This window comes from Pseudomonas sp. S3_A03, assembly GCF_054668275.1.
On sequence record NZ_CP162753.1, the window covers coordinates 338546 to 360275 of the forward strand.

Below are 21730 nucleotides of genomic sequence, written 5' to 3' on the forward strand. Positions count from 1 at the left end.
CGATGAGGAGACTTCTCTGTTGTCCGGGGGCCGGGTTGCCTAAGATGGCGCATGCCTATCCATCTCGTTGTCCTCGTTCTGTTTGCCGCGCTCCTGCATGCCAGTTGGAATGCGTTGCTGCGCGGCGGTGCCGATCGGCTGTGGTCGATGACGGTGATGTGCATCGCCATCGCCATTGCCTGTGTGGTCGCCGCCGCATTCATGGCGCCCCCCGCGCCTGAAAGCTGGGGCTATGCGCTGCTTTCGGGGTTGTTGCATGTGGGCTACAACCTGTTCCTGGTGCGCAGTTACCGGGTCGGCGATTTGGGGCAGGTCTATCCGATTTCGCGTGGGTCCTCGCCAGTGCTGGTCACTCTGGGGGCGGCGGCCTTTGCCGGGGAAAGCATCGCTCCTGGCCAGTTGCTCGGGATTGCCCTGGTGTCAGGCGGGATTATTTCGCTGGCCTTCAGGGGGCGCAGCCTGTCGGTGCCCAGTTTGCCGTATGCGCTGGGCACGGGCTGCTTTATCGCGGCCTACAGCGTCGTCGATGGCATGGGGGCCAGGCTTTCCGGCGCGCCGCTGGCGTACACGGTGTGGATGTGCGCGTTGTGGGGCGTGCTGATGCCATTGGTGTACATCGGCCTGCGCGACGCCCGCAGCCTGTTTTCCGTACGGCCCGGCACCGTGACCGCCGTGGTCGGCGGGCTGGTCTCGCTGCTCGCCTATGGCGTGGTGATCTACGCCATGAACGAGGCGCCGTTGGGCGCGGTATCGGCATTGCGCGAAACCAGCGTGCTGTTTGCGCTGCTGATCGGTTACCTGTTTCTCGGCGAGACGCTCACTGTTCGCCGGATCCTGGCGTGCGTCGTGATCGTCAGCGGCGCCATCATCATCGGCTGATGCAGCCCACTGCTCTGGGGGATTTTCCATGGTTAATGTCTTGCGGGCTCCGCTGATGCTTATCACCGGGGGAGGGCGCGGAGTGGGGGCGGCGACCGCCCGGCTGGCCGCCGCAAAGGGCTATGACGTGGCGATCAGCTATGTTGCCAACGAGCCGGCGGCGTTGGCGGTGGCGGCGCAGGTCGAAGCAATGGGGCGCAGGGCATTGGCCGTCCGCGCCGACAGTGCGGACCCTCGACAGGTGGCCGATTTGTTTGCCGCCATCGACCGCTCGTTCGGGCGCATCGACGTACTGGTCAACAACGCCGGGATGCTGGAGAAGCAGTCACGCCTGGAGGACCTGGGCTTCGAGCGGATGCAGCGCATATTCGCGGTCAACTCCATTGGGCCGATACTCTGTGCCCAGCAGGCGGTGAAGCGCATGTCTTACCGCCACAACGGCCCGGGCGGCGTGGTGATCAATGTGTCTTCGGCCTCGGCGCGCCTCGGCAGCCCCAATGAATACATCGACTATGCGGCATCAAAGGGCGCCTTGGAGACATTTACCATAGGCTTGGCCAAGGAGGTGGCCCGGGAGGGGATACGCGTCAACGGTGTTCGCCCTGGGCACATCTATACCGACATGCATGCCAGCGGCGGCGAGCCGGGGCGGGTCGATCGCGTCAAGGACTCGATCCCCATGGGGCGGGGTGGCCAACCGGAGGAAGTGGCACAGGCCATTTTATGGCTGGCCGGCGCCGAGGCGTCATTCGTCACCGGGACGTTCCTGGATGTGACGGGGGGTAAATGAGCCGGTGATACCGGCCTGGATGCGCTGCCACTCAAACAGGGCAGCGCACGCGGCCGGCGGAGGTGAAAACGGGCGAGCCCGTCAGCGGGTCACTGGGCGAGCCAATAGCCGATGGTTGGCACGATCAACACCGTGCTGATCGCCATCGACAGTACATTCCCAATATACGGATGCAGATAACTCGGCAGCCGTCCGGCAATCGAGCACGCCAGCGGCGGAGCAACCAGTGCCCCCAGCAGCGCACTGCTCACAATCACCGTCATGCTGCCGCCATAGGCCAATACCACCGCAGGTACCACCGACACCAAGGGCACATAGGTCGGGTACCAGCCCCGTTTGCGCCATTGCTGACGCCACACCAGCACCCCCAGCAACGAGGACAGGTAACCGGTATTGGCCAGCTCCGGCAGCACAATCAGATTGGCGCCGTTATTCACCGCTTCCAGGGCCACGCTCAGGCTGGTGTTCAGGTTGGCGGGGCGGTTTTGCGTACCGACTTGCGGATCGAATTGCACAACGGCGACGCGCACGGGACTCGTGGATACGTTCATGGCACAGACCTCTTTTTTATTGTTATCGGCCCACCTGTTGGGGGGTGGGCGTTTAGTAAGAAGTCTTTTTTTGTACGCGTTCCAGTCGGCCGTTTCCGTTTGGTTTGTAGTCCTTTGCTGCAATGCCTGCGCCTGCGGCCTTGATAGCTTAAGTGGACAGCGCTAATGCCCTTCCGTAGCATCACGCGTTCGCTTTAGCGCCTCAAGGATGAAACCCATGCCGTTTTTTTCGCTTCGGCTCACCGCCGCCATTGGCGTCGCCGCGTTGTTTTCCACGTTGCTGGCTGGGTGTGCAGCCAGGAACACGTACGTTGACGCCGTAGAGCCCGACGCGGCGAAACTGCGATTCGTTGCCAATACCTCTAACGCAAAACTCTATTACCTTGACGACCAGCGCTGCGAGGGTGCGACGGGCGAGCTCAACACCCTATACGTGCCTGACACCCCACGCCGTGCAGACATGATCATTGCGCCACCGGCCAAAGCCCGAGGCTTTCTGGAAATCAAGGTCAGGCCGCGCATCCCGGGTTATATCTTTCTCAGCACCGACGGATACAACTGGTCGTGCGGTCTGCAACTCGATTTAACCCCACAAGCCTACGCTGAATACGAAGTCACCTTGGACGTGCGCGGTAATCGATGCAGCGCTCAGCTGAGTCGCTTGATGCGCGTCGATGATCAAGACGTGCGGGTGCCAATGCCGGCGATTCAAAGCGGTACACCGGCATGCTTGCGTCCGGCTCCCTCGAGTTCGCGAACGCAATAGGCGTGCCGATCAGAGCATGCGGCGCAGCACATCGTTGCGAGGGTCTGGGTCGTAAAAGCGGTGCTTGAGGGCGCCCACCACATGCAGCGTGATCAGCCCTAGCAGGGTGTAGGCGAGCACTTTGTGCAGCCATTGGAAGACGACAAACCAATCGTCGTTCTTGGCCAGCAGCTCCGGCAGGTTCACGCCGAAAAAGAACACCCCGTCACTCATGGTGTATGTACTCGACATGGAGTAGCCCATCAGCGGCACGATCACCAACAGCGCATACATCACACGTTGTGTGAGCCTGGACAACACCCGTTCGTACGGGGCCAGTGTTTCCAGTGGTTGGGGAATGCTCGGCGCCCGCCAGCGCAGGACGATCTGGGTGAGTATCAGCAAAAACGTGAGCACGCCGAAGGACTTGTGCCAGGGGTAATAGAACTCGTATTTGCTCGCCACTTCATCATTCAGGCCGGTCATGTGCCAGCCTGCCCAGAGCAGGCCCAGGACGAGCACGGCACGTACCCAGTGCAATGCGCGCAGGGAGGTCGGATACCGATCTATTGTCGGTTGATCTATTGGGTTCATCGTGGGCTCTCCATTGATCCTCAACGGCGTGAGGAATGCACGGTTGGGTGGCCACCCCGCGGGCACAGGGCCGCAGAGTGGCTGGGGCGGTATAGGGTCAGTCGGGCAGCAGCACGGTAATGACTTTTTCCTCGGTATAGGCCAGCGCGCCGCTCAACCCGCCTTCACGACCAAGACCACTGGCCTTGACGCCGCCCCATGGCAGGTTGGCGTCCAGCGGGCTCCAGCAGTTGACGCCGATGGCGCCGGCCTTGACCTGCGCGGCCACGCGGTGCGCGCGCGCCAGGTCGGTGGTCCAGACCGTGGCCGCCAGGCCGTAGGCGGAGTCGTTGGCCAGTGCCACGGCCTCTTCTTCGCTGTCGAACGTGATCACCGTACCGACGGGCCCGAAGATTTCGTCCTGGGCGATGGCCATGTCGTTGCGCGCGTCGGCGAAGATCGTCGGTCGCACGAACCAGCCTTGCCCAGGAGGGGAGACCCCGCCGGCCAACAGCGTCGCGCCTTGATCGATGCCCAACTGAATGTAGCGGTTGACGCGGTCGAACTGCGCTTTCTTGGCCACCGGCCCCATCTGCACCTCGGGCTCGCGTGGGTCACCCACCTTGACCGCGCGCGCGGCATCGGCCAGCGCGGCAGCGAAGCGTTCGGCCAGGCTGCGCTGCACCAGGATGCGCGAACCGGAGGCGCAGATCTGCCCCTGGTTGACGAACAGGCCCAGGGTGCAGCCGAACAGCGCGTCATCGAATGGCGCGTCGTCGAACACGATCTGCGGGCTCTTGCCGCCCAGCTCCAGCGCCACTCGCTTGAACAGCACACCGGCGGTGCGCTGGATCTCGCGCCCGGCCTCGGGGCTGCCAGTGAAGCTGATCTTGGCGACGTGTGGGTGCTCGCATAAGGCGCGGCCCACTTGCGCGCCGTAGCCGGTGACCACGTTGATCACCCCGTCCGGAAAGCCCGCTTGCTGCGCCAGCACCGCCAGGTGCAGGGCCGACTGCGGGGTCTCTTCCGAGGGTTTGACCACCACCGTGCAGCCCGCCGCCAGCAAGGCGGCGAGCTTCCACACCGTGATCATCAGCGGTGAGTTCCACGGCACGATGGCGCCGACCACGCCCACCGGTTCGCGCACGGTGTACGAGAGGGTCTTGCTGCCGAAGTAGCCGCCGGTGGGAATGGTGCGGCCCTCCAACTGGTTGGCCCAGCCGGCGGCGGCGCGCAGGTTGGCGATGGCGTTGGGCAGGTCCATCCGGCGTGGTTCGAGTGGCGAACGGCCGATGGCGTCGGCGTCCATGTCGGCCAGCAATTGGCTGTCACGTTCCACCAGGTCCGCCAGTTTCGACAGCAGCCGACCGCGCTGGGCGCCGTCAAGCCGGCTCCAATCACCGCCTTCAAGCTGGACGCGTGCCGCAGCCACGGCGCGGGCCACGTCGTCGACGGTGCCGCTGGCGCAGCTGCCGTAGATCTGTTCGGTCACGGGGTTGATGAGCGGGATGCGACCACTGTCGCTGGCTTCGCACGACGCGCCTTGGATGAAGTGGTTCAGGTGCTGATTCATGTGAGTGTCCGGGGGTGATGAGCAGGGGGCATATACCTCATGCCTCAAGGGAGGCCAGGGCGTCGCCGAATACGTCCAGCGCCTTGAAGAACATTGCGCGCGGGATCGTCAGCGAGGGCATCACACGCATGACGTTGCCGTAGCGGCCGCACGGGATCATCAGCACGCCGTGATTCATCAGGTAGCCCATGAGCCGGCCGATCTTTTCGCCCGCCAGCGGGGTCTTGGTGGCGGCGTCTTCGACCAGCTCGATACCAATCATCAGGCCGCGACCGCGCACTTCACCCACCAGCGGGCTGTTGAATGCGCGGATGTGTGCCTGCGCTTCCAGCCCCAGGGTGTGGGCGCGCTCCAGCAGGCCGAGTTCCGGGTCTTGCAGGATGCTGATGTTGGTCAGCGCCACGGCTGCCGACAACGAGTTGGCGGCGAAGGTATTGGGCATCGACCCGTCGGGAATCGCGGCCGCCAGGTCCGAGCGCATGATCAGTCCGGCCATCGGCAGGTCGCTGCCGATACCCTTGCCGAAGGTGAGCATGTCGGGCTTCACGCCGGAATGCTCCACCGCCCACATCTTGCCGGTGCGCCCCGCGCCGGATTGCACTTCATCGACAATCAGCAGCGCGCCGGCGCGGTCGCAGGCTTTGCGCAGCAGTTGCAGGAACTGCGGCGAGGGCGGCACGTAGCCGCCTTCGCCCTGTACCGGTTCGACGATCACGGCGGCCACATCATCGGCGGCGGTGTAGGGGCTGTTGAGCAGGTAATCCACGTAGTCGCCGGCGATCTGCTCGGCGCTTGCGTGCGAGGTGTCGAAGGGAAAGCGATAGGCGTAGGGGTAGGGCGCATGGATCACGCCACCCATCATCGGGCCGTAGCCCTTGCGGTAGGCCGTGCCGGTGGTGAGCGCGCCGGAGGCATTCCACACACCATGGTAGCCGCCGTGGAAGGCCAGGATCTGGTGACGCCCGGTGATGCGTTTGGCGAACTTGACCGCCGCCTCCAGCGCGTCGCTGCCGCTTTGTGTGAAGAACGTGATGCAGTCACCGCGCAGGCCCTCGGGCGCGATCTCCGAAAGCTTGGCCGCCAGTGCGGTGCGGCGGGTGCTGTTGATTTCCAGGGCGTGCATCAGCACTTCGGATTGATCGCGGATGGCCTGCACCACCTTGGGGTGGCAGCGCCCGACGCTGCTGACGCCCACGCCCGCCGACAGGTCGATGTAGGTGTTGCCGTCGGGGTCCTTGAAGGTCGCGCCGAACGCGCGGTCCATGGCGATCGGCATGCGCCCGCCGCCGCGCGCCATCGACTCGGTGCGTGCCGACAATGCCAGCGCCTCGCGGGTCATGGGGCCGGGCAGGGTTGTGGAAATCATTCGCGGCGCATCCGCAAAATGCAGGGCTTCTAATTTGGACTCACTCATGACGAACTCTCTGGCTGACGGTTTTCAGTGAGCCGATCATTCTCATGACAGGGCCTTGACCGTTAGCCCGAATCGGCAAATCGACGCGCATGAGCTGCGCCGTTGCCGATGCATGGCGGCAGATACAAAGAATTTGCAATGCGTGACCTATGTGGGACTATCGCAAAACACGGCAGGCTGGAAACAACACTATCGGCAGAGGTTTTCACCCATCATGCAAAACCATCATGTGAGCCACTTTCGCGATATCCATGTGCATGCGGCCACTGTCCAGGAATGGAGCCAGGACTACAGCCAGTTAACCGCCGGCCAGGCCGAAAGTTCTTTGATGCAACTGACGACGGCGCGTTGCCACGTGTTCCGCGAGCAGATCAACCAACGCGTGGTGCAGCACGGCGTGGCGCCGCGCGGCAAGATGTGCTTCGCCGTGCCGATCAGCGTGCCGGGCTCGACGCGCATGCAGGGCCGCGAGGTGGACGACAGCAGCCTGTTTTTCCTGCACGGCGGCGAGGAGTTCATGTTCCATATGCCGATGGGCATGGAGCTGTTGTCCGTCACGTTCGAGCGCGAATGGTTCGAGCAGGCGTTGACGCACACGGCGTCGGCCGGGGAGATCGGTCGGTTGTTGCGTCAGCCGGTGATCCGGGTCTGCGCGCAGCGCTTTGCCCAGGCCCGAGGGCGATTGCTGGCGATGCTGTCCCTGGCGGTGACCGACCAGGCGCCCGACAGCGCGTGTGAGCCCAGGCTTGAGCAGGCCCTGCTCGATGAACTGATGCAGCTGCTCACCGACCCGGCCTGTGACAAACAGCAGCGCAGCCCGAGCTCCACGCGCAGCTTCATTGTCGAGAAATGCCACCGGCTGACCACGGCCGAGATGCTCAACGTGCCCAGCGTGAACGAACTGTGCGAGCGCCTCCAGGTGAGTCGCCGCACCGTGCAGAACAGCTTTCGCGCGGTGGCCGAGACGACGCCGCTGAACTACCTGCGCTCGGTGCGGCTCAACGGTGTGCGCCGCGCCTTGATGTCGACCGCGGCGTCCCGTCTCTCGGTCGGCGATGCCGCCGCCCAATGGGGCTTCTATCACCTCAGCCATTTTGCCGAGGAGTACCACGCCCTGTTCGCCGAGTTGCCCTCGCAAACCGCGCGTGCCGCCATCCCTGCCTGCGCGCGCGCCTGAACACCCGCCCGCCATGGCGCATCAATGGCCTGGCGCCGCTGTAGCGATACCGGCCGCCGCCTAGGCGCGGAACTGGTCCATCAACTGCATTTGATGATTGGCCCGCGCATTGAGCTGGCTGCTGACCTGCGCCGATTCGGCCGCCTGTTCGGTCAGCGTTTCGGTCACCCCGCGAATAGTCGAGACATTGCGATTGACCTCCTCGGCCACCGCACTTTGTTCCTCCGCCGCGCTGGCGATCTGCAGGTTCATATCGCTGATGACCGTCACCGCCTCGCTGATTTTGCCAAGCGCTTGCACGGCCTGGTGAATCTGCCTGGCATTGCTCTGGGCCTGTGCATGGCTTGAATGCATGGTGGCCACCACGCCACGCGTGCCGGTCTGGATGCGTTCGATCACCAGGCGGATTTCCTCCACCGAATCCTGGGTGCGCTTGGCCAGGTTGCGCACTTCATCGGCCACCACCGCAAAACCGCGCCCGCTTTCTCCGGCGCGTGCGGCCTCGATTGCGGCGTTGAGTGCCAGCAGGTTGGTTTGTTCGGCAATGCTGCGGATCACCTCCAGCACCGAGCCGATCTGCTCGCTGTTGACCGCCAGCGCCTCGACTTCGGTCACGGCCTTGCTGACTTCATTGGCCAGGGCGTTGATGTCGTGGGTACTGCGTTCGATCAGGGTAATGCCGTCTTTGGACGCCTGGTCGGCACCCCGGGCCGCCTGGGCGGCGTTCGACGCGCTGCTGGCGACTTCATGCGCCGTGGCGCTCATTTCGTTGGAGGCGGTTGCCAACTGGTCGATCTCGCGAAACTGCACCTGCATGCCTTCACTGGTCTGCCGTGCGATTTCCGAAGACTGGTCGGCGGTGCCGCGTGCATCGGTGATGCTCTGCTTGATCTGCGCAATGGTGGGTTGCAGCTTGTCGAGAAAGCGGTTGAACCACTGCACCAGTTCGCCCAGTTCGTCCTTTTTGCGGTAATTGAGCCGTTGAGTCAGGTCGCCGTCGCCGCTGGCAATCGCCTTGAGCATCTGCGCGACGCTGTTGATCGGGCGCGTCACGCCGGAGGCGGTGAACCCGATCAACAGCAGGCCCAGCAGCCCGGCGCCGATGGCCACCAGCAGCGACTCCAGGGTGTCGCGGGTCTGGGTCTGGTCAAGCAAGGCTTGCAGTTTCACCGAGTCGGCCAGCAAGACCTCCCTGGGCAGGTCAATGACCACGCCCCAGGGCGCCGCCTGCAGGATCGGCGCGACAGGGTAGACCGCGCGAATCGATTGATCCTGGGCCATCACGACCGGCTTTTGCGCCAGGGCGCTGAGCACCGCCTGGCCTTCCTGCGCCAACGGCGCGCTGATGGGTTTGCCGATCTGGCTGGCGTCGCTGCTGTAGGCGGCAAGCACCCCGCTGTCGGACACAATCAGCATGCGCCCCGAACCGTTGAACAGTGCGCGCTGGGCATCGCTCGCGGCCGCTTGCAGGGCGCCGAGCGCAAGGTCCACGCCGAGCGTGCCGACCACCTTGCCATCCACGATCAAGGGCATGGACAAGGTGGTCATCAGTTGCACCTGCCCGGCCTGCGTGTCGGCGTAGGGCGCCATCAGGCAGGTACGCCCGGTGTCTCGCGGGCAGGTGTACCAACTGTTGTAAGGCGTGCCGCTGATGCTCAGTTCGGTTTTCTGCAAATCGGCTTCGGGTATCAGGATATTCATCGGTTGGCCGGCGCCCCGGTTCCAGGCGCTGGCAAAGCGTCCGTTTTCGTTGGAGGCACGTGCGGCGTCGTTGGCGAATTCGGCGTCCCTGCCGTCCAGCGCATTCGGTTCGTAGACCAGCCAAAGCCCCAGTACCTGCGGGTTGTGGTCGAACGTGGTCTTGAGCGCCTGGTTGAGTTCTTCACGCAAGGTCGTGGCGGCCAACCCGCGCTGGGCGGCCATGTCGCGCAGGTGGCTCGCCTGGTCGGCAAAGGCGCTGATGGTCTGCAGGCTGCTGCCGAACACCTGTTGCAGGTTGCTGGCCTGCTCGGCGGCCTTGGCCTGCAGCAGGTTCTCGCCACTGTCCGTGAGCATCCGGCTGCTTGAGGTGCTGATCAACCGGTTGTTCTGGCTACTCTGGTAGAGGTTCATGCCGACGATCAGGCTGATCACGCCCAGCAGGCACAAGCCCGAGAGCAGCACGATTTTCAAGCGAATGGAGAGGGTGTCGAACATTGGGCTATCTCACGGGTGAACAGCGTGTTGAACGATCATCGGTTGGCCTGGGCCACCGATTTCTTATTGGTTTGTCAGTGCATCGGCCGGCGCCGCGTTTTGCGCACAGGCGTTTGCCACGGGCCGACTGGCGGTTGGTGCCACTGGCCGACAGCCGGGCAGAGGGGGCCTGAACCTAGCATGCAGGCCAGCAGCTGCGCGCGACTATCCCAAATCGGCGTGGAGTGTCGCGGCGGGTGACCTGTTTTGGGGCGCTGGCGGCGATGTTACCGATTTGGGATAGCGAGGGTTCCGTAGGCGGGCATAGGATCGAATCCAGCGTGCAACCTCAAGAATAAAAGCGCTACCCGGCACCGATAGAGCCTGAGTCGGCGCCACCCCACAGCGACTGCCTCATACAATAAGGTCAATAACATGAGTGTAACTATGCCGGTCAATGGCTCTACGGAGCTCAAGCGTGGCGCCCTGGGTGTCGGCTTCATCATCTTTTTTGTGATTTCGGCGGCGAGTCCGCTCAGTGTGATTGCCGGCGGATTCCCGATCGGCATCATGCTAGGGAACGGCGCCGGCACCCCGGCGTTGCTGTTGCTGGCCCTGGCGGTGCTGATGGCGTTTTCGGTGGGTTACACCACCATGGCGCGGCACGTCACCAACGCCGGTGGTTTCTACGCCTTCACCTCGCGTGGCCTGGGCGGCCTGGCCGGCGGCTCGGCGGCGGTGCTGGCGATGTTCGCCTACAACATTTTGCAGATCGCCCTGTACGGCATGTTCGGCGGTGTGGTCAGCGGCACCATGGAGAGTGTCTTCGGCCTGGTGTTGCCCTGGTGGTCCTATTCGCTGCTGGCGATGGTCAGCATTGCGATTCTCGGCTACCGCAAGATCGACCTGTCGGCGCGGGTGTTGTCGGTGGTGGTGATCGCTGAATACCTGGCGATCCTCACCCTGGATTTCGCCATTCTCAAGACCGGTGGCGACAGCGGGGTCAACCTTGATTCCTTCAGCAGCCAGCACGTGTTCAGCGGCACGCCGTCAATCGGCCTGCTGTTCTGCTTTGCCGCCTTCATCGGCTTTGAGGCCACCACCATTTATGGTGAAGAGGCGAAAGACCCGCAGCGCACGATTCCAATCGCAACCTACAGCTCGGTGCTGCTGATCGGCGGGTTTTATGCGCTGTCGGTGTGGGCGATGGTGGTGGGCGTGGGCGCGGACAAGATCGTGCCGATGCTGCAAGCCCTGCAGGACCCGACCACGTTTATCTACGGCATGTCCGACCACTTTGTCGGGCCGCACCTGACCCAGGTTATCCGCGTGCTGTTCATGGTCAGCATCTACGCCGGGCTGCTCGCGTTTCATAACGCCGCGGCGCGTTACTTCTACGCCATCGGGCGTGACGGCTTGCTGCACAGCCTGCTGGGCACCACCCACCGTGTGCACCAGAGCCCACACATGGGCTCGGCGTTGCAAAGCCTGATCGCCGCGGTGGTCGTGCTGATTTTCGCGGCGATGGACGCCGACCCGATCCTGCAACTGTTCGCCTGGTTCTCCAACCTGGCCACCCTGTGCGTGATCCTGCTGATGGCGATGACCTCGGTCGCGGTGTGCGTGTACTTCCATCGGCATCCCGAGCTCAAAGTCGGGATCTGGCGTGGACGCATCCTGCCGATTTTCTCCTGCCTGGCCTTGCTGATGGTGCTGGTGTTGGCGGTGGTGCATTTCGATGTGCTGACCGGTGCCAGCCAACTGTTGTCCTACAGCCTGTGTGCGGTCATTCCGGCGGCCTTGTTGGCCGGCATCTACCTGGCCGCGCGCCTGCGCAAGGTTGCGCCGCAGCGGTTCCTGGCCCTGGGTAGCCACAAGCTCTAAAGCACGTTCCGACACACCCACTGCGACTTATTTTGCGTCGCACGCCAAAGCTCGTCTGCGTTAAAGGAAGCGTCCACATGCAGCACTACACAATGCTTATCAACGGGGTTCAGGTTGCCGGTGAAAACGGGCAGTTTGATGTGATCAATCCAGCCACCGGCACAGCCTTCGCGCAGTGCCCGGCCGGTTCGCTGGCGCAACTGGACGCGGCGGTAGACGCCGCTCAGGCCGCGTTCAAAACCTGGCGCCTGAGTACCCATGCGCTGCGTTGCGAGCGCCTCATGGCGATTGCCGATGATATTGAGCAAAATGCCGACGCATTGGCCCGGCTGATCGTGCTTGAGCAAGGTAAACCGCTGGAGCTGGCATTTTCCGAAGTCATGGGGGGCGCCGCCTGGACCCGCTACGCCGCCGGGCAACAGATCGACGTCGAGCTGGTGGAAGAAACCCCGACCCAGCGCGTCGAGCTGCACCGCAAGCCCCTGGGGGTGGTGGCCTCCATCACACCGTGGAACTGGCCGTTCATGATCGCCGTGTGGCACATCATGCCGGCGCTGAGGGCCGGTAACTGCGTGATCAGCAAACCGTCGAGCCTGACGCCGCTGAGTACCCTGCGCCTGGTCGACATCATTGCGCGGCATGTGCCCAAGGGGGTGATCAACTGCGTGACTGGCGAGCAGGGGTTCGGCAGTGCGATAACGTCGCACCCGGGTATCCAGAAAATCGTCTTCACCGGTTCTACCGCCACCGGCCAGAGCGTCATGCGCGGCGCCGCCAGTAACCTCAAGCGCCTCACCCTGGAACTGGGCGGCAACGACGCCGCCATCGTCCTGCCCGGCACGCCGGTTGAGGTGGCCGAGGAGATATTCCAGGCGGCGTTTCTCAACATGGGCCAGACCTGCGCGGCGCTCAAGCGTTTGTATATCCACGAATCCCAGTACCAGGCATTTGCCGATGCATTGACGCTGATCGCGGGGCGCCAAGTGGTGGGCGATGGCTTGGAGCCCGGCGTCAACTTCGGCCCGGTGCAGAACCTGGATCAACTCAAGCTGGTCGAGGCATTGGTCGACGATGCGCGGGCCCAAGGCGCGCGCGTGTTGTGCGGCGGCGCGCGCCTGGATCACCCAGGCTTCTTTTACCCGCCCACGCTGGTCGCCGATGTGACCGACGGCCAGCGCCTGGTCGATGAAGAGCAGTTCGGGCCGGTCTTGCCGCTGATCGCCTACCGCGACGTCGAAGACGTACTGAGCCGCGCCAACGCCGGCGACATGGGCTTGGGCGGCTCGGTATGGGGCCCGGATGTGGCGCAGGCCCAGGCGCTGGCCAGCCGTTTGGAAAGCGGTGTGGCGTGGGTCAACTGCCACGCGCGCATCCAGCCCAATACCCCGTTCGGCGGCAGCAAAATGTCTGGTTTCGGCGTCGAGTTCGGCCTGGAAGGGTTGCTCGAATTCACCGGTCAACAGCTGCTGTTCGTCAATAAGCGCGCGGCCGAGTAAGCCTTGCCCACCTGGCGCAGCAAAGCTGCGCCGCTCTCATGCCAATAGCTAAGACAGCCTTTAAAGGCGCACCCTGAGGAGCTTCGATCATGCGGTATCCATCCACTTCAATGCTGGGCGGCACATTGGCTTGCGCCTTGTCGCTCGGTGCCATCAGCCAGGTCCAGGCCTACGAGCTGTACAGCGATGAAAGCCGTCATCTCAACGCCGACATGACCGCCGTATTCGGCATGTTCAACAGCCGCAAAAACTACGACGGCACGGCGGGCGGTTCTACCTGGCGCGAAGGCTTCATCAAGTATGGCGTGAGCGGCGACCAGTCCCTGGCCGGTAACGGTACTGCCTATGGCGCCTTTGCGTTGGTCAGTTCCGCCACCTGGGGCGATGGCGACCCGGCCGGCAATACCCTCGGCAGCGAACGCACCACCAAGATCGAAGACGCCTACTTGGGGTGGCGCTCCGGAGATCTGTTTCCGGCCCTGGGCCAGGACGGCGTGGAGATTTCCGGTGGGCGCCAGGTGGTCAAGCTCGGCAGTGGCTTTTTGATCAACGATGACGGCCCGAACCTGGGCAAGGGCCCGGCCGATGGCGCGATGAACCGTGGCGGTGCGTATTACCTGGCCGCGCGGCATGCCTTCGATCAAACCGCGTTCCTGCGCCTGGGCGGCAAAGACGGCCTGCACGGCAGCCTGCTGTGGCTTAAATCCGACAACCGCGCCCAGGCTGAAAGCGAAGTGGCCGCCGGCACGCTGGATTACACCACCAAGCCCGGCACCCTGGGGTTGACCTGGGTGCATGGCATCGATGTGAACGAGCGCTGGGCCAGCGATTTTCAGCGCCAGCGCAAGGGCATGAACGTCTACAGTGTGCGCGGTGAAGGCGACGCCGGCCTGCCGAACGTGAACCTGGCGTTCGAATATGCCTGGCAGGACAAGGACAGCGGGCCCGAAAAAGCCTGGTACGGCGAAGCCGGCTACACCTTCGCCGATGTCGCCTGGACGCCGAAGGTCACCTATCGCTATGCCCGTTATTCACAAAAGTGGGATTCGCTGTTCACCGGCCTGAGCACCGGCTACGGCACCTGGTTGCAGGGTGAAGTGGCCGGCAACTATGCCGGGCCGTTCAACAGCAACACGCGCATCCAGCATGTGAGCCTCAAGGCCATGCCGCTGGAAAACCTGACGCTGGGCGCGCTGTACTTCGACTTCGACACGGTGCGCAAAAGCAATGCGCTGAACCTCAATGCGCAGGAGCTGGACCTGTATGCCGAGTGGGCGGTCAACCCGCACTTGATCATCACGCCGCTGATCGGCCTCTACAAACCCAAGGAAGACGCCACCAGCGGCGGCAACCAGGCCGTCGGCAACGGCACCAACCTGTACAGCCAACTGACCGTCGCCGTACCGTTCTGACCCGCCATCACCGTCGCGTTTCAGGGCGCGGCGGTGCGGGGGTGATTGCGCATGTTCTCGGCGATGCGCCGCGTGGTGTCCATCACCATTTCGATCACGGTTTCCTGGCGCAGCAACTTGAAGCTCTGGGTGCTGCCGACGGCGGACAGGCTGCCGATCACCTCGTCGATATCCGGCTGGATGATCGGCGCGGCGATGCCGGTCAGGCCCAGGTTGAGTTCGTCGTGGGTCAGGCAATAGCCATCCTTGCGGATCTTTTTCGTGGCCTTGGCGAAGCTTGCCCAGTCGTAGGGGCTGTCCGGGTCGCCGGCCATGTGTTCGTCGAACAGGCGTTGCAGGCGTCGGCCCTTCTGAAAGGCGATCAATACCTTGGATTGCGCCCCGCGAAAAAACGGCAACGGGTGCCCGCGCCCGAAGGAGAAGTGGTAGGTATCGGTGGGTTCGGCGATGTAGGTATTGATGATGCGCCCGTCATAAAAAACGCTGGCGAACACCGCCAGGCCAGTCTGCGCCGACAGCTCGTGCATCAGCTCGCGCCCCGCCAGCAGGATAGGGTCGTACTGGCGCATCATCCAGTCCAGTTCGATCACACGCGGCCCCAGGCCATAGCTGCCGGCATCCACACGGGTCAGCAGGCCGGCGTCGCACAGATCCTTGACGTAGCGATACGCCGTGGCGCGCGACAGGCCCATGCGTTCGGCGATGGTGTCCGGGTCGATCCTCAACGTCGCTGGACCGAACAGGTCCAGGACACTCAGCAATTTGCTCAGGCTGCTCATTTCGTTCCTAGAAAGGGGGGGTGGCACGCGGCTAAGCACTATAGGCGAAAACAGCGCAGATCCAAGCCCGCGTCCACAGACGGCCTGCGGGGTTGCGCCACATTACATCAGCTCGCGATAAATGCAATTTCGACAGGCATTAAATATTCATAAATCTCAAAATAAGAGACAAACTAATAAAAAATGCTTGTTTGGTGTGTTTTTGTATGTGATAAATCTCACCACATAAAACGCTCAAGCGAGAGGGCAGAGCATGAATGGCGCGCAACTGATAGTGAATGCGGCGGCGGCAAGCGGTATCGAGTACTGCTTCGCCAACCCGGGAACCACCGAGATTCCACTGGTGGCGGCCATGGCCAGCGCGCCGGCCCTTAAACCGGTGTTGTCGTTGTTCGAAGGGGTGTGCACCGGCGCCGCGGACGGCTATGGCCGTATCGCCGGCAAACCGGCGATGACCCTCACGCACCTGGGCCCGGGCTTTGCCAATGGCATCGCCAACCTGCACAACGCACGGCGCGCCAACACGCCCATCGTCAATGTGATCGGTGATCACGCCTCGTGGCACGTCAATTACGATCCGCCCCTGGCCAGCGATATCCAGGCCCTGGCCGGCAGCGTGTCCAGTTGGGTGCGCACCTCGCGCACCGCCTCGGGAGTCGGCGAAGACCTGCAAGAAGCCATGCGTGCCGCTTGGCAAGCCAAGGGCCAGATTGCCAGCTTGATTTTGCCGATGGACCTGCAAGCCAACGCCGTGACCCACACCGGCCGGTTCAGCCCACTGCGGGCGCCGGTGCGGCGCTTTGCCGGCGACCGCATTGAAGCCGTGGCTCAGGCGGTGCGCGATGGCCAGCGCCTGGTGTTCATCGTCGGTGACCATGGCTTGTCGGTGGCCGGGCTGGAAGCGGCGGGGCGCCTGGCGCAACTGCCCGGCGTGCGGCTGTTCGCCGAAACGTTCCCGCGCCTGAGCTACCGCGGCGGCGGTTTGCCCGACCTGGATCGCCTGCCGTATTTCCCGGAAGTGGCCATCGAAATCCTTGAGCAATACGACAAAGTGGTGTGTGCCGGTGTACCCGAGCCCATCAGTTACTTCGGTTATGAAGGTATCCCGTCGCGGCTGGCCGAGCGTGAGCGCCTGTTGTCGCTGGCCGAGGTCGGCGACGACGTGGCCGGGGCGCTGACCGCGCTGGCCGATGCGCTGGATGCCCCGGCCTATGTGCCCACGCCGCAGGACATCCAGCTGCCGCCGGGCGAAGCGGCGTTGAGCGCGCAGTCGGTCGGCCAGCTTTTGGCCGCCGCGCTGCCGGACGACTGCATTGTCTCGGTGGAGGGCGGCACCTGCGGCTATCCGTTTTTTACCGCCTCGGCGCGCGCCAAACGGCATCGGGTCATGACCAACACCGGCGGCGCAATCGGCCAGGGCATTCCGGTGGGCTTCGGCGCCGCGCTGGCCGAGCGTGGCAATCGGGTGTTCTGCCTGCAATCGGACGGCAGCGCGCAGTACACGATCCAAACCCTGTGGAGCATCGCCCGCGAGCAATTGCCGGTGGTGATCCTGATCGCCGCCAACCACCGCTACGCGATCCTGCAAAACGAATTGCGCCGTTTCGGCATGACCGAACTCGACCCCCAGGCCCTCAAGCTGACCGTGCTCGACCGTCCGCGCATCGATTGGAAAGCCCTGGCCAAAGGCTACGGCGTGCCGTCCTGCACCGTACACACCAACGCCGAACTGCAACGCGCACTGGCCAACGCCGCCGCCGATGCGGGGCCTTGCCTGATCGAAATGGCACTGTGAAGGAGTCGATGATGAAGCAGCTTGATGTGTTACCCCAAGTGCGCGCGTTCCTGGCGCAACCCGGTCGCCTGTTCATCGGCGGAACCTGGCAGGACGCCGCCGGCGGTCGTCGATTTGCCGTGGAAAACCCGGCTACCCAGGAGACCCTGACGGAGGTTGCGCAGAGCGACGAGCGCGACGTGGATGCCGCCGTCGCGGCCGCCCGCGCCGCCTTTACCGGCACCTGGGCCATGCAGTCGCCGGCCCAGCGCGGTCTGTTGCTGTTTCGCCTGGCGGACCTTATCGACCAGCACCGCGAGGAGCTGGCCCAACTGATCACCCTGGAGAACGGCAAGACCATCGCCACCGCTCGCGGTGAAGCGGCCAGCGCCGCCACCATCATTCGTTACTTCGCCGGCTGGCCGACCAAGATCGAAGGCAGCACCTTACCGGTTTCGCCGGCCAGCGGCGCGCCGATGCTCAACTACACCCTGCGCGAGCCGGTGGGCGTATGTGCCTTGATCGTGCCGTGGAATTTCCCGCTGAACATGTGCGTGTGGAAGCTCGGCCCGGCGCTGGCGACCGGCTGCGTGGCGGTGCTCAAGCCGGCGGAGCAGACGCCGCTGGTGGCGATCCGGCTGGTGCAGTTGATCGAGGCCGCGGGGTTTCCGGCGGGCGTGGTCAACCTGATCACCGGCCTGGGCGCCGAAACCGGCGCGCCGTTGGCGCAGCATGCGGATGTGGACAAGATCGCCTTCACCGGCTCCACCCAGGTCGGCCGGCTGATCGCCCAGGCGGCCACGCGCAACATGAAAAAGGTCTCGCTGGAGCTGGGGGGCAAGTCGCCCAACATCATCTTGCCCGACGCCGACATCGTGCGTGCCGCCAAGGGTGCCGCCGATGGCATTTTCTACAACCAGGGCCAGGTGTGCACCGCCGCTTCGCGTCTGTATGTACACGCCAGCGTGCTCGACCAGGTGCTTGAAGAGCTGCAACGCCATGCCGCCGCGCATGTGCTCGGCAACGGCCTGGACCCGGCGAGCAGCATGGGCCCGCTGGTATCGGGGCGCCAACTGGAGACGGTCAAGGGCTACCTGCAGCGTGGTCGGGAAGAGGGCGCCGAACTGATCTGCGGCGGCGAGCGTCCGGCGCACCTGGAGCGCGGTCATTTCATTGAGCCCAGCGTCTTTCTCGACCGTGCCGAGCGCGCCTGCGTGGCCCGCGAAGAAATCTTCGGCCCGGTGCTCACCGTGATGAGCTGGACCGAAGTCGACGAACTGGTACTGCGCGCCAACGATTCGCCGTACGGCCTGGCCGCCGGCCTGTGGACCCGCGACCTGCGCTCGGCGCACCGCCTGGCGGCGCAGCTCAAGGCCGGTTCGGTGTGGGTCAACTGTTGGAACGTCGTCGATGCGGCTTCGCCGTTCGGTGGCTACAAGCAATCCGGCTGGGGCCGGGAAATGGGCAAGAACGTGATCGACGCTTATACCGAGACCAAAAGCGTATTCGTCGATCTGGCCTGAACTGAATCATCACTACGAGGTAGTTGCTATGGATCTGGAATTGAAAGGCCGCGTGGCCATCGTCACCGGCGGTGGGATGGGCATCGGCAAGGAAGTCGCACGTTTTCTGTCCGAGGAAGGCTGCAAGGTGGTGATCTGCGCACGGCGCATGGCGTTCCTGACCCAGGCCGCCGAAGAGATCAGCGCACAGACCGGCAATGAAGTGCTGCCGCTGTTCTGCGACACCAATGACATGAAGGCCGTGTCGGACATGGTCGAAGCGGCGCACAAGCACTTCGGGCGCATCGACATTCTGGTCAACGGTGCGGCGGCGCCATCCGGCGTGGTGCGCAATGACATCGAACATGCCGGCGACGACGAACTGCTGTCGGACCTCAATACCAAGGTGATCGGCTATTTCCGTTGCGCCAAGGCCGTGACCCCACACATGAAGGCCGCCGGCTTCGGGCGCATCATCAATATCGGTGGCCTCACCGGGCGCAGCAGCAAAGTGCTGTCGGGCATGCGCAACCTGGCCATCGCGCACATGACCAAGACCCTGTCCGACCAGTTGGGCGCCAGCGGCATTACGGTCAACCTGATCCACCCCGGCGTCGTGGACACCCCGCACATCCGTGAGCTGTACGAGCGCGAAGGGATCAAGCAGGGCAAGACCCCGGAGCAGGTCGAACAGGGCTATATCGACGCCACGCCGATCCGCCGCACGCTGGCGCCGATCGAAATGGGCTGGCTGATCGGCTTCCTCGCATCCCCCAAGGCGGGCGCGGTGACCGGCGAATCCATCGGCATCGACGGCGGCCTGACCCGTGGCATCTTCATCTGAGGAGCAACTGCGATGAGTAACGGAACCCTGTTAGTCGCCACCGTCGGCCAGGCGGTTATCCGCAGCGCCGACGACGGCAAGACCTGGCATCGCCTGGGCCTGGGGCAAGACCTGGAATTCGACGCGATCACCCGTTCGCTGAGCCTGCACCCCGGCACGCCGGAGGTGATCTATGCCGGCACCGATATCGGTTTGTGCGTCAGCCATGACACCGGTGGGCGCTGGCAACAGGTCGACTCGCCGTTCAACGGCCAGACCGTGTGGAAGGTGGCGGTGGACCCGCAGGATGCCCGGCGGATTTTCGTCGGCACCGGGGCGCCCTCGCGCGCGGTGCTGTGGCGCACCCTGGACGGCGGCGCAAGCTGGGACCGCGCGCCGGTGGAGATTCCTGAATTCTGCGATGGCGTCAGTCGTCCGCGTTTGCTGGCCTTCGCCTATGACCCCTGCGACCGCAACCAGCTGTGGTTCGGCCTGGAGGAGGGTGGGCTGTTCCATTCCCGCGACGGTGGCGACAGCTGGACCCGCGTCGATGACCGCCTGCTGTGGGACTTCAACTCGGACGTTCACAACATCGTCGTGCTGCCCAACCATGGCCAGAAAGTCATCGTGGTGGTGTGCGTCAACGCGGTCTATCGCAGCCTCGACGAGGGGCTGACCTGGACCGGCATCATCGGCCGTGAAGCCTTCGGCCTGTATTACCTGCGTGCGATGAACGCACCGCCGGGCTCGCAAGACACCGTGTACCTGAGCATTTCCGACGGCACCCCCGGCACCACCAGCAAGGTGCTGGTGTCGCGTGACGCCGCGCTCAGTTGGCAAGTGCTGCCGCTGCCGCAACAGCCTAACTCGTGTGTGTGGGCGCTGGCGTTCAACCCGGCCAACCCTCGGCAAATCGTCGCCGGTACCAAGTACGGTCACCTGTTCACCTCCGACAATGGCGGTGACGGCTGGCAGAAACACTGGCGCGAGTTCAGTGAAATCGCCGATGTGCTCTGGACGCCCGCGGTGGCGCAGATCAAGGCCGGGCACCAATCCATCGTCAAACAGCATTGAGGTAGCGAGCGATGAAAGTCGAAATCCTTCGCACTCACTTATCGCTATGGGTGAGTGATCCTGATGTGTCGGCGCGCTGGTACGCCGACATCCTGGGCATGCATGAAAGCGCCCGTGGCGAGAGCTGGGTGATGATGGCGTTTGGCACCAAGCATCACGACATCGCGTTGATTCGCGCAGAACCCGGCGCTCACCAGGGCGGGCTGGGGCTGCAGCACTACGGGTTGGAAATCGCCGGTGACATGACCACCTTGCGCCAGCTCTACGGCATGTTGCTGAAAAAGGGCGTGGAGGTGGTGAAGATCACCGACCACGAAATCGGCCATGGCCTGTACTTCAACGACCCCGATTGCAACCGCATGGAATTCTTCCTTGAGACCGAGCACGACGATGCGCGCGGCAAGGCTCGCTTCAAGGCGGCCGGCGCGCCGAGTCGCAACTACACGCTCGACCCCCTCGACCCTATTTGAACAAAGGTAAACAGCATGAAAAGCGCAAATTTCGCCAGCTATCACATCCGCAAATGGTACAGCTTCGTTGAAGAAACCCTGGCCAATGAGACCGGCCAACTGGCCGATGGCGAGCCGTTGTTCAAATACGCCGTGGCCGCCGTGATCGCCAACCCCTATGCCGGACGCTACAGCGAAGACCTCGGGCAATTGGTCGAGCCGTCGCCGCTGCTGGGCGAAGAGTTTGGTCGACGCATCCAGGCCCTGGCCGGCGCGCAGCCGATTGTCAGTTATGGCAAGGCGATCCTGGTGGGCAGCGCGGGCGAGTACGAGCACGGCAACGCGTTCCTGACCAACCCGGCGGCCGATCCGATTCGCGTGGCGCTGGGCGGCGGCAAGTCGTGGGTGCCGTCCACCGGCAAGCGTGGCGGCCCCGGCACCACCATGGACGTGCCGCTGGCCCATAAAGACGCGCTGTACGTGCGCTCGCATTACGACAGTATTTCCCTGACCTTCGGTGACGGCCCGTCGCCGGATGAGGTGGTGGTGATCTGGGCCTTCGCCACGCGCGGGCGTTTGCATGCGCGGCTGGGCGGCCTGCGCGCCGAGGATGTAAAAGGTATCGACGGGCTGCACTGATACGCGCCCGTGCTTGAGCGA

18 protein-coding genes and 1 pseudogene are annotated in these 21730 nt (G+C 63.9%); 13 read left to right on the forward strand and 6 right to left on the reverse strand.

Annotated elements, in window-relative coordinates; genetic code table 11:
- The first annotated feature begins 51 nt into the window (after positions 1–51).
- A complete protein-coding gene (locus AB4O25_RS01580; protein WP_017526962.1) occupies positions 52–879 on the forward strand; it encodes a DMT family transporter in 828 nt (275 codons plus the stop codon).
- 28 nt (positions 880–907) lie between these two features.
- Positions 908–1669 carry an SDR family oxidoreductase gene (locus AB4O25_RS01585; RefSeq protein ID WP_460150362.1) on the forward strand — a complete coding sequence of 254 codons (762 nt, stop codon included), beginning with the start codon at positions 908–910 and terminating at the stop codon, positions 1667–1669.
- Between the two features lie 89 nt (positions 1670–1758).
- Here AB4O25_RS01585 and AB4O25_RS01590 read toward each other — a convergent pair.
- A pseudogene (locus AB4O25_RS01590) lies at positions 1759–2145 on the reverse strand (hypothetical protein); the annotation flags it as partial.
- A gap of 292 nt (positions 2146–2437) precedes the next feature.
- Here AB4O25_RS01590 and AB4O25_RS01595 point away from each other — a divergent pair.
- Complete coding sequence (locus AB4O25_RS01595) at positions 2438–2986, forward strand: hypothetical protein (protein ID WP_065878607.1); 549 nt, start codon at positions 2438–2440, stop codon at positions 2984–2986.
- Between the two features lie 9 nt (positions 2987–2995).
- On the opposite strand, the gene AB4O25_RS01600 is transcribed toward AB4O25_RS01595, so the two are convergent.
- The 3 genes from AB4O25_RS01600 to AB4O25_RS01610 all read right to left on the reverse strand — a co-directional run bounded on the left by AB4O25_RS01600 (position 2996) and on the right by AB4O25_RS01610 (position 6525).
- A complete protein-coding gene (locus AB4O25_RS01600) occupies positions 2996–3559 on the reverse strand; it encodes a cytochrome b (protein WP_026067199.1) in 564 nt (187 codons plus the stop codon).
- A 97-nt stretch (positions 3560–3656) separates the two neighbouring features.
- Positions 3657–5111: an aldehyde dehydrogenase family protein gene (locus AB4O25_RS01605; RefSeq protein WP_065878602.1), complete on the reverse strand. Its 1455-nt coding sequence runs from the start codon at positions 5109–5111 to the stop codon at positions 3657–3659.
- Between the two features lie 37 nt (positions 5112–5148).
- Positions 5149–6525 carry an aspartate aminotransferase family protein gene (locus tag AB4O25_RS01610; RefSeq protein WP_017526968.1) on the reverse strand — a complete coding sequence of 459 codons (1377 nt, stop codon included), beginning with the start codon at positions 6523–6525 and terminating at the stop codon, positions 5149–5151.
- 214 nt (positions 6526–6739) lie between these two features.
- On the opposite strand from AB4O25_RS01610, the gene AB4O25_RS01615 reads away from it, so the two are divergent.
- Entirely contained in the window at positions 6740–7702 is a 963-nt protein-coding gene (locus AB4O25_RS01615) for a helix-turn-helix domain-containing protein (protein ID WP_068936452.1), read from the forward strand.
- Positions 7703–7762: 60 nt separating this feature from the next.
- Here AB4O25_RS01615 and AB4O25_RS01620 read toward each other — a convergent pair whose 3' ends face one another.
- The gene (locus AB4O25_RS01620) at positions 7763–9898 is read right to left on the reverse strand and encodes a methyl-accepting chemotaxis protein (RefSeq protein WP_460150364.1); all 2136 of its coding nucleotides are present in this window, start codon (positions 9896–9898) and stop codon (positions 7763–7765) included.
- A 414-nt stretch (positions 9899–10312) separates the two neighbouring features.
- Between AB4O25_RS01620 and AB4O25_RS01625 the strand changes: the two genes are divergently transcribed.
- The 3 genes from AB4O25_RS01625 (at position 10313) to AB4O25_RS01635 (ending at position 14669) form a co-directional block, all read left to right on the forward strand.
- Positions 10313–11761: an APC family permease gene (locus tag AB4O25_RS01625; RefSeq protein ID WP_217856327.1), complete on the forward strand. Its 1449-nt coding sequence runs from the start codon at positions 10313–10315 to the stop codon at positions 11759–11761.
- Between the two features lie 77 nt (positions 11762–11838).
- The gene (locus AB4O25_RS01630; RefSeq protein ID WP_065878597.1) at positions 11839–13257 is read left to right on the forward strand and encodes an aldehyde dehydrogenase family protein; all 1419 of its coding nucleotides are present in this window, start codon (positions 11839–11841) and stop codon (positions 13255–13257) included.
- A gap of 89 nt (positions 13258–13346) precedes the next feature.
- The gene (locus tag AB4O25_RS01635; RefSeq protein WP_050553985.1) at positions 13347–14669 is read left to right on the forward strand and encodes an alginate export family protein; all 1323 of its coding nucleotides are present in this window, start codon (positions 13347–13349) and stop codon (positions 14667–14669) included.
- Between the two features lie 20 nt (positions 14670–14689).
- Here AB4O25_RS01635 and AB4O25_RS01640 read toward each other — a convergent pair whose 3' ends face one another.
- Positions 14690–15448, reverse strand: a complete 759-nt coding sequence (locus tag AB4O25_RS01640) for an IclR family transcriptional regulator (RefSeq protein WP_017526974.1) — start codon at positions 15446–15448, stop codon at positions 14690–14692.
- 253 nt (positions 15449–15701) lie between these two features.
- Here AB4O25_RS01640 and AB4O25_RS01645 point away from each other — a divergent pair, with 253 nt between their 5' ends.
- Genes AB4O25_RS01645 through AB4O25_RS01670 form a run of 6 tightly spaced genes read left to right on the forward strand, consistent with a single transcriptional unit; the run spans position 15702 to position 21709 of the window.
- Positions 15702–17243 (forward strand): acetolactate synthase large subunit, encoded by a 1542-nt coding sequence (locus AB4O25_RS01645; protein ID WP_017526975.1) that lies wholly within the window; start codon positions 15702–15704, stop codon positions 17241–17243.
- Between the two features lie 11 nt (positions 17244–17254).
- Positions 17255–18745, forward strand: coding sequence for an aldehyde dehydrogenase family protein (locus AB4O25_RS01650; protein WP_065878596.1), 1491 nt, complete (start codon positions 17255–17257; stop codon positions 18743–18745).
- 28 nt (positions 18746–18773) lie between these two features.
- Positions 18774–19568 (forward strand): SDR family NAD(P)-dependent oxidoreductase, encoded by a 795-nt coding sequence (locus tag AB4O25_RS01655; protein WP_017526977.1) that lies wholly within the window; start codon positions 18774–18776, stop codon positions 19566–19568.
- 12 nt (positions 19569–19580) lie between these two features.
- Positions 19581–20621 carry a VPS10 domain-containing protein gene (locus tag AB4O25_RS01660; protein ID WP_017526978.1) on the forward strand — a complete coding sequence of 347 codons (1041 nt, stop codon included), beginning with the start codon at positions 19581–19583 and terminating at the stop codon, positions 20619–20621.
- 11 nt (positions 20622–20632) lie between these two features.
- Positions 20633–21091, forward strand: coding sequence for a VOC family protein (locus AB4O25_RS01665; RefSeq protein ID WP_017526979.1), 459 nt, complete (start codon positions 20633–20635; stop codon positions 21089–21091).
- Positions 21092–21106: 15 nt separating this feature from the next.
- Positions 21107–21709 (forward strand): amino acid synthesis family protein, encoded by a 603-nt coding sequence (locus AB4O25_RS01670; RefSeq protein ID WP_460069187.1) that lies wholly within the window; start codon positions 21107–21109, stop codon positions 21707–21709.
- Positions 21710–21730 lie beyond the last annotated feature (21 nt).